The following is a 14,821-nucleotide window of genomic DNA, read 5'->3' on the forward strand; positions in this document are numbered from 1 at the left end:
AGAGCCGCACGCGCGGCTCTTATATTTCTTAATCATTACTCTTCCGAGTTATCTTTTAAGTTACCTTCAGATGTATGCTGATATCGCTTAAATTCAGTACGGGTAATTAATTCATTATCGTTTAAGTCGATTTTATCGAAGTTGCGTGTTAAGCCACTTCTTGAGGCTTCAGCTTTGGTAAGCTCACCATCATTGTTAGCGTCCATCATATCGAATTTACTACGCGCGACTACGGCTTCATCTGCAATAACCGTCTTATCATTCACAACCGTATCTTCGGCTACTTTATCGACCTTTGTCTTTTCTAATTCCCCATTAGCGTTAAGCTCAGTTTCAGCTCTTAACTCGTGAGTGAGCCTTTTATCTTTCGTCGCGGCAACCACTTCATCCACATTGGTATCAACGTTAACCTTCGTTTCCATTGTACCTTTTGCCCCCATGCTTTCTTTCATCAATTTTACCGTAGAAAGCACTTCATCATCGAAATGTTGAGGGTGCTTCATAACATGGGCATTAAATTCTTTAGCTGAAAGTTGCATGTCTGAATTGGTATCAATTTTAGAGAAGTGCGTATAAATCTCATCGTCGTCTGCTTCTTCTCGCGAGATGTAGCCGTTATCATCGTTGTCTAAATCGACGAACGTAGTGTCGATTTTTTCCATATTGTCGCCAGCAAATGCACCAGCAGACAGAGCGGCACTAATTAATGTAGCAATAGTTAACTTTTTCATGTCTTACTCCTTGGTTTTTCGGCCTCCATACTGCTTAAAAACGGAGGAGAGAATTCACAAAGAATTATTCACAGCATATGCCATTTTAAAAAAATCATTAAAATCAATAATTTGTCTGGTTGAGGGGAAGGCGGGCGTAACGCTGAATTGTGAGAACTATAGAATTTTATGCAAAAGTTACCCGATGTTTTTAACAAAATTGGTACAAGTTCAGGGTGTCGATGTGAGCAAACATTATTTATAAGTTCATAGCTTCAGTGCTGATAAAAACGCATTGCGTTAAGTCCGAATAATAAGAGCGCTGTGTATCACTGAGTTGAATAAAAAATAGTAATATTTTTGTTCAAACCACTATTTTATTTAAAATATCGGAGTAGAATCCGCGCACCTTAATTTCGAAGTGATTTTCATGGACATTGGCTTCCATCACCTTGAAGAAAAGCGGCTACTAACGCTTTCTTTTTATATTGCTGGCGCATTCGTCGTTGTTGCGCTTGGTTTTGCCATTCTAACGAGTTCAGGCGCTATTTTATTTGATGCCGCTTACTCGTTAATCGCTTTTGTTATGTCAATGTTAACACTTAAAGTGGCCAACTTGGTTCAACGTCCTGATGATGACCGATTCCACTTTGGCTATACGGCTATTGAGCCCACCCTAAACATGTTTAAGTCGCTTATTATTATTGCTACCTGTGTGTATGCCGTGGCGAGCTCTGTTCAGAGTTTGTTAGCGGGAGGGCATGCAGCCGAGTACGGTATAGGTATGGTCTACGGAGTGGTGGCAACGGTAGGCTGTTTTGCTATATCTCTTTACATGGGCACGAAGGGGAAACATGTGCTTTCTGACTTGGTAAAAGTGGATGCCAGCACTTGGTTGATTGACGGTGTATTAAGTGCCTCCATTTTGTTCGCTTTTATTTTGGCTTACGTGTTGGAAATGACGAACTATAAAACGCTGTCTCCGTACGTTGACCCTGTTCTGTTGATTATTCTGGGCTCGGCGATGTTGCCCGTGCCTTTTAAAATTCTGCGTGAAAGCCTTAACGAGGTAATTAACAAAGCGCCGCCTGAAGCAACATCGGCGATAATTGAGAAAAAATTCAAGAAGACATTGGTCGACGTACCGTATGAACATGTTGAAGTTCGAATTAGTAAGCGAGGTAGGGATGTTTATCTTTTAGTCCACATTATTGTGGATGACACATTCTCGATTGCTACAATCAGTGAGTTAGACGAAATTAGACTGAAATGTGAAGCAGAGATGCGCGAGTGGGACCCTGCAATCATCATGGATATGATGTTTATAAAAGATCCTGAACTAGCAGAGTAACAATGAAGGGTGAATGCGACTTCTCGCATTCACTCATTGCTCGGCTGGTAAAATTGCTAAAATTTTCCGATAATCGAATCTTTAAGCTAATTGAAAATCTAATGGAAACGCGACTTCCGCTATATAAAAAGCTACTGGTAATGTATCGCATAGAACCTGGGTGTCTTGGGCCGCAAGGTGCTGACTATGTTGAGGAGTTCTGCGTTTTTGCCAAAAAGAAGCTTAAAGACAACAAGGGTCACTGTTTGCGATGGTCCATTAAACCCCGTTACGACAAGACGCTACCTGAGCTGGAATTTCAGATTAAAAATGCCGTACTTTCCCGTGACAATGCAGCTAAATATATGGACAGTTTTGGTATCGATATCGACGCTTTTGAAGAAGAGTTAGAAGAATCACTCGCCGATTTAGTTGATGCTTTTTTTGAACGTTAACTTGGGCCTAAGCAATATTTGAAAAGCAATATCACTGCACAAAGTGTCGTTAAAACGCAAACCTTTAATGGGCATTCAATAGGCTTTTTGGCATAATGCGCGGCCTAAAGTAGAAAAGTAATGACAGCGCTTAAACCATGCCCACAATAAATAATGTATTCTCATCAGATGGCCTTCTTGCCGGTGCAATCAAGGGGTTTGTACCTCGCGAAGCGCAAACTGAAATGGCGAAGGCGGTTAAGCGCGCCATCGACACCACGGGTAGTTTGATAGTAGAGGCGGGCACAGGAACCGGCAAAACTTTCGCCTATCTCGCTCCGGCATTACTAAGCGACGGAAAAGCCATTGTTTCCACGGGAACTAAGAACTTGCAGGAGCAGCTATTTCACCGTGACCTACCTCTGGTAAAAAAAGCATTGGGCAGCAAGCGAAAAACTGCACTGTTAAAAGGCCGTTCAAACTACCTTTGTCTTCACCGAGTAGCGCAGCACGGCGGTAACTCTACCCTGGTTGAAAAAGAGGTGTTGGGCCAGCTTTCTGAAGTTAAACGTTGGTCTAGTACTACCAAAACAGGAGATATGGGCGAGCTTAAATCCCTTCCCGAAGATGCCCGTGTTTTACCGCTGGTTACCTCTACCGTGGATAACTGCTTAGGCCGTGATTGCCCAGATTATGAAGAGTGCTACCTGGTAAAAGCACGCAGAAAGGCGCTGGATGCAGATATTATTGTGGTAAATCACCACCTTTTCTTTGCCGATATGGCGCTAAAAGATACAGGCTTTGGCGAGCTCATCCCTGAAGCTGATGCGATTATTTTTGATGAGGCTCATCAAATACCCGATATTGCCAGTGACTACTTTGGTGAGTCACTTTCAACACGACAAATTCACGATATCTCGAAAGATATTACGCTCTTGTTCAGAACGGTTTTAAAAGACGCAGGTCAGTTAGATAAAGCCGCTGACAAGTGCAGAATGATAGCCTCTGATTTACGGTTATTGTTTCCGGATACTGCTGAACGCGGCAACTGGGCCGAGGCATTAGACCGTGACGACGTGCGCATGCAGGTGGGTAAATTGGCCGAAGCCCTTGGGGTACTGCACGAGGTGTGTAAGTTACATATTGGCCGTGACAAAGACTTAGACAACATGTACGAACGTGTGGTTGCTGCAAGAGAGCAGTTAGATGCACTGAGCGACAATAAGCAAGAAAACGTGAGCTTGTGGTACGAAACTACCCAGCGTCATCTCATTATGCATCTAACACCCTTATCAATTGCCGCCAAATTTAGACGTTTCGTATCATCCCCGCCGCGTGGGTGGATTTTTACCTCGGCAACCTTAATGGTAAACGGCGGTTTTGACCACTTTCAGCGCCGTATGGGCTTAGAAGATGCAGAAACATTAGGATTGGATAGTCCGTTTAACTACCCTGAACAGGCCATGCTTTGCGTGCCCCGCTATTTACCTGAACCGAATAGCTACGCTATGCGCGAAACATTGCTAGAAACAGCCAAACGGCTGATTAAAGCAAGTCGAGGCAGATGCTTTTTGCTGTTTACCAGTCACGCTATGCTTAGAGAAATTGCGCAGAAGCTAGAAGATGAGATAGACAACCCGCTACTGGTGCAAGGGACTACCACCAAGCAAGCATTGCTGGATGCCTACCTTGCAGATGAAAAAGCCGTACTAATGGGAACGGGCGCGTTCTGGGAAGGCGTCGACGTCCGTGGTAACGACCTGGTTTGCGTGATGATTGATAAGCTGCCCTTTGCGTCACCTGATGACCCGCTGCTTCAAGCGCGTATGGAAGATGTAAAAAAGCGCGGCGCTAATCCGTTTGGTGTTATTCAAATTCCTCAAGCTGTAATAACGTTAAAGCAGGGCGCAGGTCGGCTCATTCGTGACCCATCAGATAAGGGCGTATTGGTTATCTGTGATAACCGATTAGTGACAAAACCTTACGCTAAAACATTCGTCGGTAGCTTGCCTGATATGAAGCGAACAAGAAGCTTAGACGAAGTTGAAACATTTTTAGCTGGCATCGATGAAGCCTAAGTTAAAGCACTGAAAAGTGGTTAGCGTGTAATGCGCCATTAGCCCCATTTTCAGCTTATATGAAATAAGAGAAGAACATGAATATTTTAGCTATAGATACGGCAACCGAAGCGTGCTCAGTGGCGCTTCAGTACAACGACACTGTTATTACGCGCTTTGAAATATGTCCTCAGCAGCATAGCCAACGTCTACTTCCTATGGTCGATGAGGTGTTAAAAGAAGCACAGGTAGCCCTTAGCGACCTTGATTTACTAGCCTTTGGGCGAGGCCCAGGCAGCTTTACCGGAGTTCGCATAGCCACGGGAATGATCCAAGGGCTTGCGCTAGGAACGGGATTAAAGGTCGCCGGTGTAAGTACCCTTGAAGCAATGGCGTTTGAAGTGGCGTCTAAAACCGAAGACAAAGAGGCATTGATCGCAGTTGCATCAGATGCGCGCATGAATGAAGTGTATTTTGCTGTTTATAAGCAAACAGAAGAAGGTGTTTTACTCACTATCGACGAGCAAGTTTGTCCGCCAGAGGTGGCCATTGAACAGCTAAACGCACTGGGAGAAAATAACAGAGAGGCTGTTATTGCCGTTGGAACAGGCTGGACTGCCTATGATGAACTTACAAAATGGAAGTCTGAAGTAATTGGTGAAACAACGTCTGACGTTACCCTTCCAAACGCGCAATTCATGCTACAGCTTGCACACGATGCTTATGAAAAAGGAGAAGTGTCTGAAGCTGTGAATGTTGAACCTGTTTATCTACGCGACAAAGTAACGTGGAAAAAGTTACCTGGAAGAGAGTAGCGACACGCCGCAAATAATTGAGCGCCTATAATTGACAAAATTTAATAATAAAACGACTAATACTAAAAAGAGGGGCGGGTGTAAATGCTGAGGCTTGCTTCTCAATGGTATGTTTCTTGCCTCATTTAATGTCGTATGATTATTAATAATAACTTCGCCATACCGTCTTCCGAACCTTCGCAAGGCCGTGTCGCTAAAATCAACAAAGACCCTGATCAACAAAATAAAGGGCAAAGCGAATCGTCTGCCAGAGCGATCGTTGTTGCGCCCGACGAACAGGGAACGGATAACGCACAAGCGTACCAACGATTTATCCGTGAAGACGGCAACAGTTATTCTCAAAATGCCATAGCGTCATACACAAGTTTCGAAAAGCAACAGCAACGTGAGTCTATTCAAACGATGTTCGGTGTAGATATCTACGCTTAACATCGGCACTCTGACAGTTTTTATTCGCATTTCCATTCTAATCAATAGTTAGGTTTCGCATACTTTTTTGAACCAATTGCCGTCATATATGCTCTAAACAAAGTGCCATACAGCCCCTGTATCTTATATATGCGTAACATTAATTGAACGACAGTGGTAGTCGATTCGTAATAATGCTAATGTTTAGTTGCTATAGTGCGGTTTTTCTTTGTAACTTAAGGAGATGCGTAAAAGTATATAAGAGTTTTTAGATGTGTTACCGCACGAGGATTTCATTTAGAACACTTAGTGTTTTACTTGCGATCCAAACAGGCGCAACGTTTTTTCTAGGGTTCAGAGGAGCGCTTTAATGTCTCGTTATTTATTTTTACTTACGGTCATGTTGTTTACAGGCTGTACCATAGTTCCAGAAAGTATCGATGTACCTGAAGGTACCCAGCTAGTTAGTTACTCTAAAGCGGTGACCTCAGGCGCTAACGCGCAAGGACAAAAAGCGCGCTGGGGCGGTATGATTGTTGGGGTTGAAAATAAGCCCAATAAAACGCTAATTGAACTGGCTCATTTTCCTTTGAACCACTATGGAAAACCTTCCACGAATGGCGAAACATCCGGACGTTTCAAAGTGCAAATTGACGGTTTTGTCGACCCTATTGTTTTTGAAGAAGGGCGTTCAGCCACGTTTTTGGGCACAATAACCGCACCCACTGCTGGTATGGTAGGGGAACAACCTTATATCTACCCCACAATTATTGCCGAAGACTATCATATGTGGAGAAAACAAGAGGTTTACGACGTAAATACTTACTTCTTTAACTATCACACCGGCTGGTATTCACCATTCTATCGTTTTAATGGGCCGTGGATGTACCCCCATTTCAATAGGACCCGCGTTATCCGGTATCAAAATGCCCCGAGCAAAGCAAAGATACCCTCTTCTAATAATAAACCGACTAATAACAATTCGAAGCGTGGTCAATCACCAAGCACCAATAAGCGACAATAGGGTTACTTAAAAAAGGGCGGCATATCTTTGCCGCTTTTTGTTTTCTATTGGGAATGAAAGCGTAAGGGAGGCGGCAATTATTTGCCCGAGCGGAATATTATGATAGAGACAGAGTTTAATATTGGAACACTACACTTAGCTGCGTTAGATAACCAAGGTGCTGGCAAAGTTGTCATTGGTTTGCACGGCTACTTAGATAACGCAGAAAGCTTGAGGTTGCTAGCGCCCTATCTACAAACTCATCGATTTGTTGCAATTGACCTTGCAGGGCATGGCCGTTCATCTCACCGTGTGCATGGTGCACACTACAATCAAGCGGATTATTTACAAGACCTGTACGCGTTAATTGAATCCCAAAATTGGGAAGAAGTTATCCTGCTTGGTCATTCTCTTGGTGGAATCTTAGCGAGTCTTTTTGCTGCGCTCTTCCCAGATAAAGTTTCTGCCGTGATTAGTATAGACGCATGCGGGCCGCTTACAGAAAGTGAAGAGACCACCGCATTGCAGATGCGAGAGTCTATTATGAGCCGTCATGCCAAATCACGTAATAAGTTACGGATTGTTGATTTAGAAGATGCCGTAAAAGCGAGATGCAAAATTTCAGATATCCCAGAAGAGCACGCGCGCTCTATATTGACTAGAAATTTAACACAAGATGCCGGTGGACACTGCTTCTGGGCGAGCGACCCTAAACTTCGCACAAAATCATCGCTAAGACTCACGGAAAAGCAGGCAGAATCTCTTATGCGTGCTATTGTATGTCCTGTACTTTTTATCGGTGCATCTAATAGTTTCAAAAATTTAGAGACAGTCTTCCCAAAAAGGAAGGGGTGGTTTTTAAATGCACAATACGAACAATTAGTAGGCGGTCATCATATTCACATGGAAAATACTGATGATGTAGGGCTACTAATTCGCAATTTTGTTGAGCAATTGTAAATTGTGCCGTTTATTTTTTTTTACACTTCCTATACTATTCGCAAGTTATCAGACCAGTTACATGGGCACGTCTTCTAAAGTGCTCGTTAAATAGTATAAGAATAAAGTAGAGGAGGTTTTGGTGGAAAAAACCTGGCTTAAGCATTACGACCCTCGCGTTTCCGCAGAAATCGATGCCGATCGTTACGCATCTGTAGTAGACATTTTCGAGCAGTCGGTTAAGAAGTTTAAAAACAAAGAAGCCTTCATAAACATGGGGCACTCAATTTCGTTTGAGGAGTTAGATACCTTATCTGCGCAGTTTGCTGCTTACTTGCAATCGAGTGGCCTAAAACGCGGTGATGCTGTGGCAATTATGATGCCTAACCTCCTTCAGTATCCTGTTGCTATGTTTGGGATATTGCGTGCAGGTATGGTTGTGGTTAACGTTAACCCGCTTTATACCGCTCGCGAGTTAAAGCATCAGCTAAACGACGCCAATGCTAAGGCCATTGTTATCGTAGAAAATTTTGCCTGTACCCTTGAAGAGGTCATTGCAGATACTAACCTACAAGAAGTCTTTTTGACGGCACTGGGCGATATGTTGCCGGCACCTAAGCGCTGGGTTGTGAACGCAGTTGTTAAGTACGTTAAAAAGATGGTGCCATCATTTAACTTGTCTGAAACGACTTCGTTTATGTCGGCGGTTAAAAAAGGTCAGTCTCTTGAATATAAGCGTCCGGCCATTGATAGTGGCGATTTAGCATTCCTTCAGTATACAGGTGGAACAACCGGTGTTTCTAAAGGGGCTATGCTAACTCACCGCAACATGGTAGCAAACTTAGAACAAGTGTCGGGTATTCTAGAAACCGTGATTGAAGAAGGCAAAGACTTTGTTGTTACTGCGCTTCCGCTGTACCATATCTTTGCACTATTGGCGAACTGCCTCATGTTCGTTAAATACGGCTGCCGTAACTTGCTTATTACTAATCCGCGCGACATGCCGGCTTTTGTCAACGAACTTAGCAAATATCCATTTACCATCCTACCGGGTGTGAATACCTTGTTTAACGGCCTGTTAAACACGCCTGGATTTAGCGAGCTTGATTTCAGCAAATTTAAGTTTGGATTGGGCGGAGGCATGGCTGTTCAGCGCCCTGTTGCAGAGAAATGGGAAAAGATTACTAATACTGTGCTTCTTGAAGGCTATGGTCTAACAGAGTGCTCTCCAGTGGTAGCGGTAAATCCACCACAGATTGAAGCATATAAAGGCGCCATCGGTATGCCTGTACCTTCTACAGACATTAAGCTTCTTGACGACGATGGTAACCCAGTTGAAAAGGGTGAGCCGGGCGAAATGTGGGTAAAAGGCCCACAGGTGATGAAAGGATATTTGAACAGACCTGAAGCAACAGAAGAAATTCTAAAAGACGGTTGGCTAGCCACTGGTGACATTGCAACAATAGATGATGAAGGTTACTTCTATATTGTTGACCGTAAAAAGGATATGATCCTAGTGTCAGGCTTTAATGTGTTCCCGAACGAGATCGAAGAAGTTGCTGCAATGCATGACCATATTGTTGAAGCAGCTGCAGTTGGGGTTCCTCACGAAGTCAGCGGTGAAGTTGTGAAATTATTCGTAGTTAAAAATAACGATTCACTCACTGAAAAAGACGTTATCGCGCACTGCCGTAATCATTTAACAGGTTACAAAGTGCCTAAGCAAGTTGTCTTTAAAGATGACTTACCAAAAACCAATGTAGGTAAAATACTGCGTCGGGAGCTTCGAGACTAATTTCATTGAAATAGTTCTTTGAAAGCCGGCGTTAGCCGGCTTTTTTATTACTGTGCAAAAATATGCAATATCAATTAATTACAACATCTGAACAACTCGAAAAAGTGTGCACTGCAGCACAACGTCAAGAGGCGGTAGCCTTAGACACCGAATTTGTAAGGACAAGAACCCTTACTCCTCACCTGGGTCTTATTCAGCTCTACGACGGCCATCAACTAGTGCTTATTGACCCGCTTGCTATAGGCAACATGGGCCCGTTTATCGAGCTTATGGAAAATACCGAAGTAGTAAAAGTGCTGCACTCGTGCTCAGAGGATATTGAGGCGTTTCTCACCGCCTTCGACACGGTGCCAACGCCGGTATTTGATACACAGTTGGCGGGCAGTATTTTGGATATGGGGCCATCACTGGGCTACGCAAAGCTAGTAGAGTTGCTATGCGATATAACGCTAGATAAAGGTGAATCGCGAACAGACTGGATAGCCAGACCCCTTCGCGAATCGCAGCTTAGCTATGCCGCAAACGACGTACTGTACTTACTGCCATGCTACCAACAGCTAGCCAGTAAAGTTCAAGAAGCGGGCAAGGTGCATTGGATTTACCAAGAAATAGCGTTGCTAGTAGATAAAAAACGCGCTCAAATGCCAGAAGATTTTGCCTATTTAAGTATTAAAAACAATTGGCGACTAAACAGCGAACAGCTCACAGTATTACAAGCGCTAGCCGCATGGCGTTTAAACACGGCGCGAAAGAAAGACTTGGCACTAAACTTTGTTTTCAAAGAAGGCCATTTGTTTGAAGCAGCGCAGCGTCTTATTGATAACAAGTCTGGTCTTTCGCGCATCAACGGTGTGAATCACCAGTCAGTACGCCGTTATGGTGATACCATCATTACGCTTATTGAAGAAGCAAGAGCAAAATACGCGCAAACACCAGAGAAGCTCAGGTTACCTGTTGTGCTGCGGCTTATCGATATTGCTAAATACAAGAAAACCCTTGCCGAACTTAAAGCAATTAGCGATCAAATCGCGAAAGATAACAACGTGAACAGCGACGTTATTGCGTCTAAAAAACAGCTTAATCAGTTACTAAAATGGTACTGGTTTCCAGTTGACGAGACCCGTGTACAAGGTTTAATACCTGACGTGTTGTCTACGTGGCGTGAGCCCTTATTTCGTCCTTACGTAACTCGACTGTTAGGCGATGCACCTTCTCAGTAACCTCTACAAAAAAACGAGGGTGTGAGAATGTAAATTTTTACGGCCGCACCCATTACAAAGCGAGTAAAACATTTATGTTATGCGCAGTTTATAAAACGCGAAAAAAAGAGGGTATGTATTTATATGTGCCAAAAAAAGATCACTTTGAAGACGTACCAGAAGCGCTCATGGAAACCTTTGGTCGCCCAGAATTAGTGACTATTATTGCCTTAGAAAAGCGGGAAAAACTGGGTATGATCGATAAGCAAAAGCTTATCGATGAACTTACTGAAAAAGGTTTTTACCTACAAATGCCTCCCAAAGAAGACAACCTGCTAGAGCAGCATCGCGAATCCCTGGGTTTGTCTAAAAATCCGGATAAAAAGTTTTAAATATCCATGTTAGTAAAGATAATAAACCGCTTAGTTGCTCAATTGGCAGTTCACATTAAGCGTGGTAGCTACAGGTTACTACTAAAGCCATTCAAGATCGCCGTACTTTTATCTAGTATCACCTTAAGCCTTTCGCTATCGGCTTACGCTGAGAGTAAGCCGAGTAGTGAAGAAGAGCTTAGCGAAGAAGGCTTTAAACGCTATGTTACCCAGTTAAAAAACGAAGCGGCTGAAAAAGGCATAGATAAGGCTAAGCTAGAGTTGGCGTTCGCTGATATTGCTTTTAGACCTACCGTCGTTAAATCTGATAAAAGTCAGCCAGAGAAAAAAATCACGTTAGATGATTATCTGGCAACGCGAGTGCCTGATTGGAAAGTAAAGCAAGCGGTTAAGCAGTACAACGAAAATAAAGTACTACTCGATGAGATTGCTCAGAAATATGGCGTACAAGCACGCTTTATCGTTGCGCTATGGGGAAACGAGTCTAACTTTGGTAAAATTCAGGGCAATTTCAGCGTGCTGTCCGCATTGGCATCTTTAGCGTATGAAGGGCGAAGAGAAAAGCTTTTCAAAGATAATTTTTTTGCTGCACTTCGCATACTTGATGAAGGGCACATCGACGTAGAGGCGTTTAAAGGCTCTTGGGCTGGCGCGATGGGCCAAACTCAGTTTATGCCCATTTCGTTTTTAAACTATGCAGTAGACTACGATGGCGACGGTAAAAAGGATATTTGGGGAACTAAGGCTGATGTGTTTGCTTCCATTGCAAACTACTTATCATCTGAAGGGTGGGATAGTAGAGGTACATGGGGGCGTCAGGTTACTCTCACTCAACCCGTACCCTTTTCAGGCCTCGCGAAATCTAATATGAAGCCGCTATCTTTTTGGAGCACAAAAGGCGTTAAGCGCTATAACGGCAGCGAGCTTCCCAAAGCTAACGTAGATGCGTCACTCATTATGCCAGATGGTGAAAAAGGCCGAATTTACTTGGTATATAACAATTTCCATACGCTGATGAAGTGGAACCGGTCGTCTTATTTTGGCGTTTCGGTTGGGTATTTATCTGAACGAATAAAGCGAGGTTACTAATGGCATATCGTCACATTGATACCCAAGGTAATGAAATACCATTACCCGTTACTAAAGTATTGTGCATAGGTCGAAATTACCTCGACCACATTCAAGAAATGAACTCTACGGTGTCTGAAGCACCGCTGTTGTTTATGAAACCGAAGGCTGCTTTGTGCCATATGCATAAGCCCATTGCTATTCCAACCGAGAAAGGCGAATGCCATAACGAGCTTGAAGTGTCGGTGCTGCTCAAGTCGCCACTTAAAAATGCCAGTCATGCAGAAGTCGAAGACGCTATTTGGGGGATTGGCCTGGGGCTGGATTTAACCCTTCGCGCAATCCAAGCAGCACTTAAAAAGCAAGGGCAACCTTGGGAAAGGGCTAAATCTTTCGATAATAGCGCGCCACTTTCTGGCTTTGTGCCTTACAGTGAAGTTGGGAGCCTTGATGATTTGCGCTTTACCCTGACCATAAACGGAGAGGTCAGGCAGCAGGGCCATACCGAGCTCATGCTGCACAAAATCATTCCACTTATCGCTCACATGTCATCTATATTTACCCTAGATAGCGGTGACGTCATCCTTACTGGAACCCCAAAAGGGGTAGGTAAGTTAAGCCCTGCGGATAAAGTTGAGGCGTCGCTAGATAGCTTACTCGCTTTAAATACAGAGGTAGTGGCAGAATGACGGTGGCATTTTGGGAAACTAAGTCGTTAGAAGAAATGTCTCAGAAGGAATGGGAGTCTCTTTGTGATGGGTGCGGGAAGTGTTGCCTGCAGAAGTTCATCGACGATGAGGCCGTTGAAGAATACGAAGTTACCGACCACATCAACGAAAACGAAAAAATCCACTACACCAATATTGTGTGTTCGTATTTGAATACGAAAAAGTGTGAATGTACTCAGTATGAAAGACGCACAGAGCTAGTCCCAGATTGCGTGAAGCTAACCAAAGAAAATCTCAAAGATATTTTCTTTATGCCAAACAGCTGCACTTATCGACGCCTTTATGAAGGGAGGGGGATACCCTCTTGGCACCCATTACTAAACAAAGGTAAAAAACACGTAATGCACGCGAAAGGGATGTCGGTACGTAATAAAACGGTGTTTGAAAGCGATGTAGATCTCAACCACTTTGAAGACTATATCGCCATTTGGCCGCTAGAAGATTTAGATTAAACATTGCGAGCTGTTACTACACAAGTTTAATACTTCACCCTTGTAAAATTTGTATTTAGACTAAAGAGCGTAAGTGAAAGGCGATTGTCTCGCTTATACTTATGCTTTTCTTACCAGATTTTCAAAGGCTTGAAGATGAGCAAATTGAGCGCTAGTGTTTCGATATTGTTGTTTGCCACTACTTGTATGGGCACAACACTAAAAGCACAAAGCCTAGACACTAGCTATAGCGGTTCGGTTAGAGTACGTTATGAAACGCTTAATAATCCAATTTTCCCCGCCAATGAAAATATCCGCGCCAAAACCAATGAGCGACTCTCAACCCGAATTAGGCTAAAAGGCGAAGCCGACTTCGGGAATTGGAAGGCTGTCGCCGAGATAGAAGATTCTCGTGCTTATCTCGACGAGAATGACCCCACCCTCAAATCTTCGCAGGTAAATACGCTCGAGCCAGTGCAGTTGTATATTTCTTACAAGGGCATTGGTGAATACCTAGATAGTATTACTATCGGACGTGTAACGCTTGATCACGGTAGTCGTAGGTTGATTGGGCGTACACGATTCAGAAACGCTACGAATAGCTTTGAAGGGGCACTAATTGACGCAAATTGGTCTGGATGGCACGTCCGTGGTTTTTATCTATTGCCGCTGTCTCGTTTTCCTATCGATTCGGCCTCAATCGATAGTAATAAACGGGCTTTTGATAAAAGTTTTAGTAATCGAAGATTTTTTGGCGTTTACGCTCAATCAGAAGATAACACATGGAAAGTACATAGTTATTGGTTAAAAGAATCCGACTCAAAAGAGCTTGCGACCAAAAATCGCAACCTGTTTACCCTGTCACTGGATTATTCAAAAACCTTTTCAAAACACTGGGAATACAATATAGAAGCGATAGGACAAACTGGTCAGGCTAGGCAGTCTGCATCCACATCTGACATTGACGGTAAGGACGTTAGTGCTTGGATGGTACATAGTCACATCGGCAAACAAATCAGTGCTAGTACTTTTATAAGAGCTGAAATTGATGCTGCAAGTGGTGATAATGATGCCACCGATGACACCATAAAAGCCTTTGATTCTCTTTATGGTTTACGGCGGTTTGATTTTGGTCCAACGGACGTGTATCAAACATTCCCTCGAAGTAATATATTGGCACCGGGGCTAAGAGGCGTTACAAAGCTAAATGACGAGAACACGCTTATGTTAGGGTACAAAGGGCTATGGCTTAAAGAAGTGGGTGAGGGTAAAAAAGACTTTTTAGGGCACCAAATAGAGTTTCGCTGGCGATATCAAGCATCTGCGCCGTTAAGAATCGAACTAGGTGGTGCATACCTCGCTAAAGGCGAAGCGTTAGAGACGGGCGCATGCCCCGATAATTCTATGTACGCCTATACGGGTGTTATGTACTCTTTCTAAGTGTAAAGACAACATTGCCACATAAGTAAGGAATGTTAGGGCTATAGATGGCCCGCTTTACACAATTAAGCT

At 43.6% G+C, this 14,821-nt stretch carries 15 protein-coding genes; 14 read left to right on the forward strand and 1 reads right to left on the reverse strand.

Features of this window, described 5'->3' with window-relative positions; all coding sequences use genetic code 11:
- Positions 1-35: 35 nt before the first annotated feature.
- Positions 36-731: a calcium-binding protein gene (locus tag D1814_RS14755; protein WP_118493542.1), complete on the reverse strand. Its 696-nt coding sequence runs from the start codon at positions 729-731 to the stop codon at positions 36-38.
- Positions 732-1,140: 409 nt separating this feature from the next.
- Between D1814_RS14755 and D1814_RS14760 the strand changes: the two genes are divergently transcribed.
- The 14 genes from D1814_RS14760 to D1814_RS14825 all read left to right on the forward strand — a co-directional run bounded on the left by D1814_RS14760 (position 1,141) and on the right by D1814_RS14825 (position 14,749).
- Positions 1,141-2,061 carry a cation diffusion facilitator family transporter gene (locus D1814_RS14760; RefSeq protein WP_118493544.1) on the forward strand — a complete coding sequence of 307 codons (921 nt, stop codon included), beginning with the start codon at positions 1,141-1,143 and terminating at the stop codon, positions 2,059-2,061.
- Between the two features lie 101 nt (positions 2,062-2,162).
- Positions 2,163-2,495: a hypothetical protein gene (locus D1814_RS14765; protein ID WP_118495404.1), complete on the forward strand. Its 333-nt coding sequence runs from the start codon at positions 2,163-2,165 to the stop codon at positions 2,493-2,495.
- 137 nt (positions 2,496-2,632) lie between these two features.
- On the forward strand, positions 2,633-4,552 hold the full coding sequence (locus D1814_RS14770; RefSeq protein ID WP_118493546.1) for an ATP-dependent DNA helicase: 1,920 nt from the start codon (positions 2,633-2,635) through the stop codon (positions 4,550-4,552).
- Positions 4,553-4,629: 77 nt separating this feature from the next.
- Positions 4,630-5,346, forward strand: a complete 717-nt coding sequence (gene tsaB / locus D1814_RS14775) for a tRNA (adenosine(37)-N6)-threonylcarbamoyltransferase complex dimerization subunit type 1 TsaB (protein WP_118493548.1) — start codon at positions 4,630-4,632, stop codon at positions 5,344-5,346.
- A 135-nt stretch (positions 5,347-5,481) separates the two neighbouring features.
- The gene (locus D1814_RS14780; protein ID WP_118493550.1) at positions 5,482-5,775 is read left to right on the forward strand and encodes a hypothetical protein; all 294 of its coding nucleotides are present in this window, start codon (positions 5,482-5,484) and stop codon (positions 5,773-5,775) included.
- A 349-nt stretch (positions 5,776-6,124) separates the two neighbouring features.
- Positions 6,125-6,778 (forward strand): Slp family lipoprotein, encoded by a 654-nt coding sequence (locus tag D1814_RS14785; protein WP_118493552.1) that lies wholly within the window; start codon positions 6,125-6,127, stop codon positions 6,776-6,778.
- Positions 6,779-6,877: 99 nt separating this feature from the next.
- Positions 6,878-7,717: an alpha/beta fold hydrolase gene (locus D1814_RS14790; protein WP_118493555.1), complete on the forward strand. Its 840-nt coding sequence runs from the start codon at positions 6,878-6,880 to the stop codon at positions 7,715-7,717.
- 121 nt (positions 7,718-7,838) lie between these two features.
- The gene (gene fadD, locus D1814_RS14795) at positions 7,839-9,491 is read left to right on the forward strand and encodes a long-chain-fatty-acid--CoA ligase FadD (RefSeq protein ID WP_118493557.1); all 1,653 of its coding nucleotides are present in this window, start codon (positions 7,839-7,841) and stop codon (positions 9,489-9,491) included.
- 62 nt (positions 9,492-9,553) lie between these two features.
- Positions 9,554-10,711 (forward strand): ribonuclease D, encoded by a 1,158-nt coding sequence (rnd, locus tag D1814_RS14800; protein ID WP_118493560.1) that lies wholly within the window; start codon positions 9,554-9,556, stop codon positions 10,709-10,711.
- Between the two features lie 74 nt (positions 10,712-10,785).
- Entirely contained in the window at positions 10,786-11,082 is a 297-nt protein-coding gene (locus tag D1814_RS14805; RefSeq protein WP_118493564.1) for a YcgL domain-containing protein, read from the forward strand.
- Positions 11,083-11,088: 6 nt separating this feature from the next.
- Positions 11,089-12,171: a lytic murein transglycosylase gene (locus tag D1814_RS14810; protein WP_118493567.1), complete on the forward strand. Its 1,083-nt coding sequence runs from the start codon at positions 11,089-11,091 to the stop codon at positions 12,169-12,171.
- Complete coding sequence (locus D1814_RS14815; protein WP_118493570.1) at positions 12,171-12,839, forward strand: fumarylacetoacetate hydrolase family protein; 669 nt, start codon at positions 12,171-12,173, stop codon at positions 12,837-12,839. The genes D1814_RS14810 and D1814_RS14815 overlap by 1 nt, the downstream gene beginning before the upstream one ends.
- Positions 12,836-13,330: a YcgN family cysteine cluster protein gene (locus D1814_RS14820; RefSeq protein WP_118493573.1), complete on the forward strand. Its 495-nt coding sequence runs from the start codon at positions 12,836-12,838 to the stop codon at positions 13,328-13,330. Before D1814_RS14815 ends, D1814_RS14820 begins: the two co-directional genes overlap by 4 nt.
- A 135-nt stretch (positions 13,331-13,465) precedes the next feature.
- Positions 13,466-14,749: an alginate export family protein gene (locus D1814_RS14825; RefSeq protein ID WP_118493576.1), complete on the forward strand. Its 1,284-nt coding sequence runs from the start codon at positions 13,466-13,468 to the stop codon at positions 14,747-14,749.
- The last annotated feature ends 72 nt before the right edge of the window (positions 14,750-14,821 follow it).

Source organism: Alteromonas sp. BL110, from assembly GCF_003443615.1.
GTDB lineage: Bacteria > Pseudomonadota > Gammaproteobacteria > Enterobacterales > Alteromonadaceae > Alteromonas.

What these genes read in the sequence shown, in the direction of transcription:
- D1814_RS14825 (WP_118493576.1), top strand. Translation starts at nt 13,466, where the DNA reads ATGAGCAAATTGAGCGCTAGTGTTTCGATATTGTTGTTTGCCACTACT.
- rnd (WP_118493560.1), top strand. Translation starts at nt 9,554, where the DNA reads ATGCAATATCAATTAATTACAACATCTGAACAACTCGAAAAAGTGTGC.
- D1814_RS14770 (WP_118493546.1), top strand. Translation starts at nt 2,633, where the DNA reads ATGCCCACAATAAATAATGTATTCTCATCAGATGGCCTTCTTGCCGGT.
- D1814_RS14805 (WP_118493564.1), top strand. Translation starts at nt 10,786, where the DNA reads ATGTTATGCGCAGTTTATAAAACGCGAAAAAAAGAGGGTATGTATTTA.
- D1814_RS14815 (WP_118493570.1), top strand. Translation starts at nt 12,171, where the DNA reads ATGGCATATCGTCACATTGATACCCAAGGTAATGAAATACCATTACCC.
- D1814_RS14765 (WP_118495404.1), top strand. Translation starts at nt 2,163, where the DNA reads ATGGAAACGCGACTTCCGCTATATAAAAAGCTACTGGTAATGTATCGC.
- D1814_RS14790 (WP_118493555.1), top strand. Translation starts at nt 6,878, where the DNA reads ATGATAGAGACAGAGTTTAATATTGGAACACTACACTTAGCTGCGTTA.
- D1814_RS14785 (WP_118493552.1), top strand. Translation starts at nt 6,125, where the DNA reads ATGTCTCGTTATTTATTTTTACTTACGGTCATGTTGTTTACAGGCTGT.
- D1814_RS14760 (WP_118493544.1), top strand. Translation starts at nt 1,141, where the DNA reads ATGGACATTGGCTTCCATCACCTTGAAGAAAAGCGGCTACTAACGCTT.
- D1814_RS14780 (WP_118493550.1), top strand. Translation starts at nt 5,482, where the DNA reads ATGATTATTAATAATAACTTCGCCATACCGTCTTCCGAACCTTCGCAA.
- D1814_RS14755 (WP_118493542.1), bottom strand. Translation starts at nt 731, where the DNA reads ATGAAAAAGTTAACTATTGCTACATTAATTAGTGCCGCTCTGTCTGCT.
- D1814_RS14810 (WP_118493567.1), top strand. Translation starts at nt 11,089, where the DNA reads ATGTTAGTAAAGATAATAAACCGCTTAGTTGCTCAATTGGCAGTTCAC.
- tsaB (WP_118493548.1), top strand. Translation starts at nt 4,630, where the DNA reads ATGAATATTTTAGCTATAGATACGGCAACCGAAGCGTGCTCAGTGGCG.
- D1814_RS14820 (WP_118493573.1), top strand. Translation starts at nt 12,836, where the DNA reads ATGACGGTGGCATTTTGGGAAACTAAGTCGTTAGAAGAAATGTCTCAG.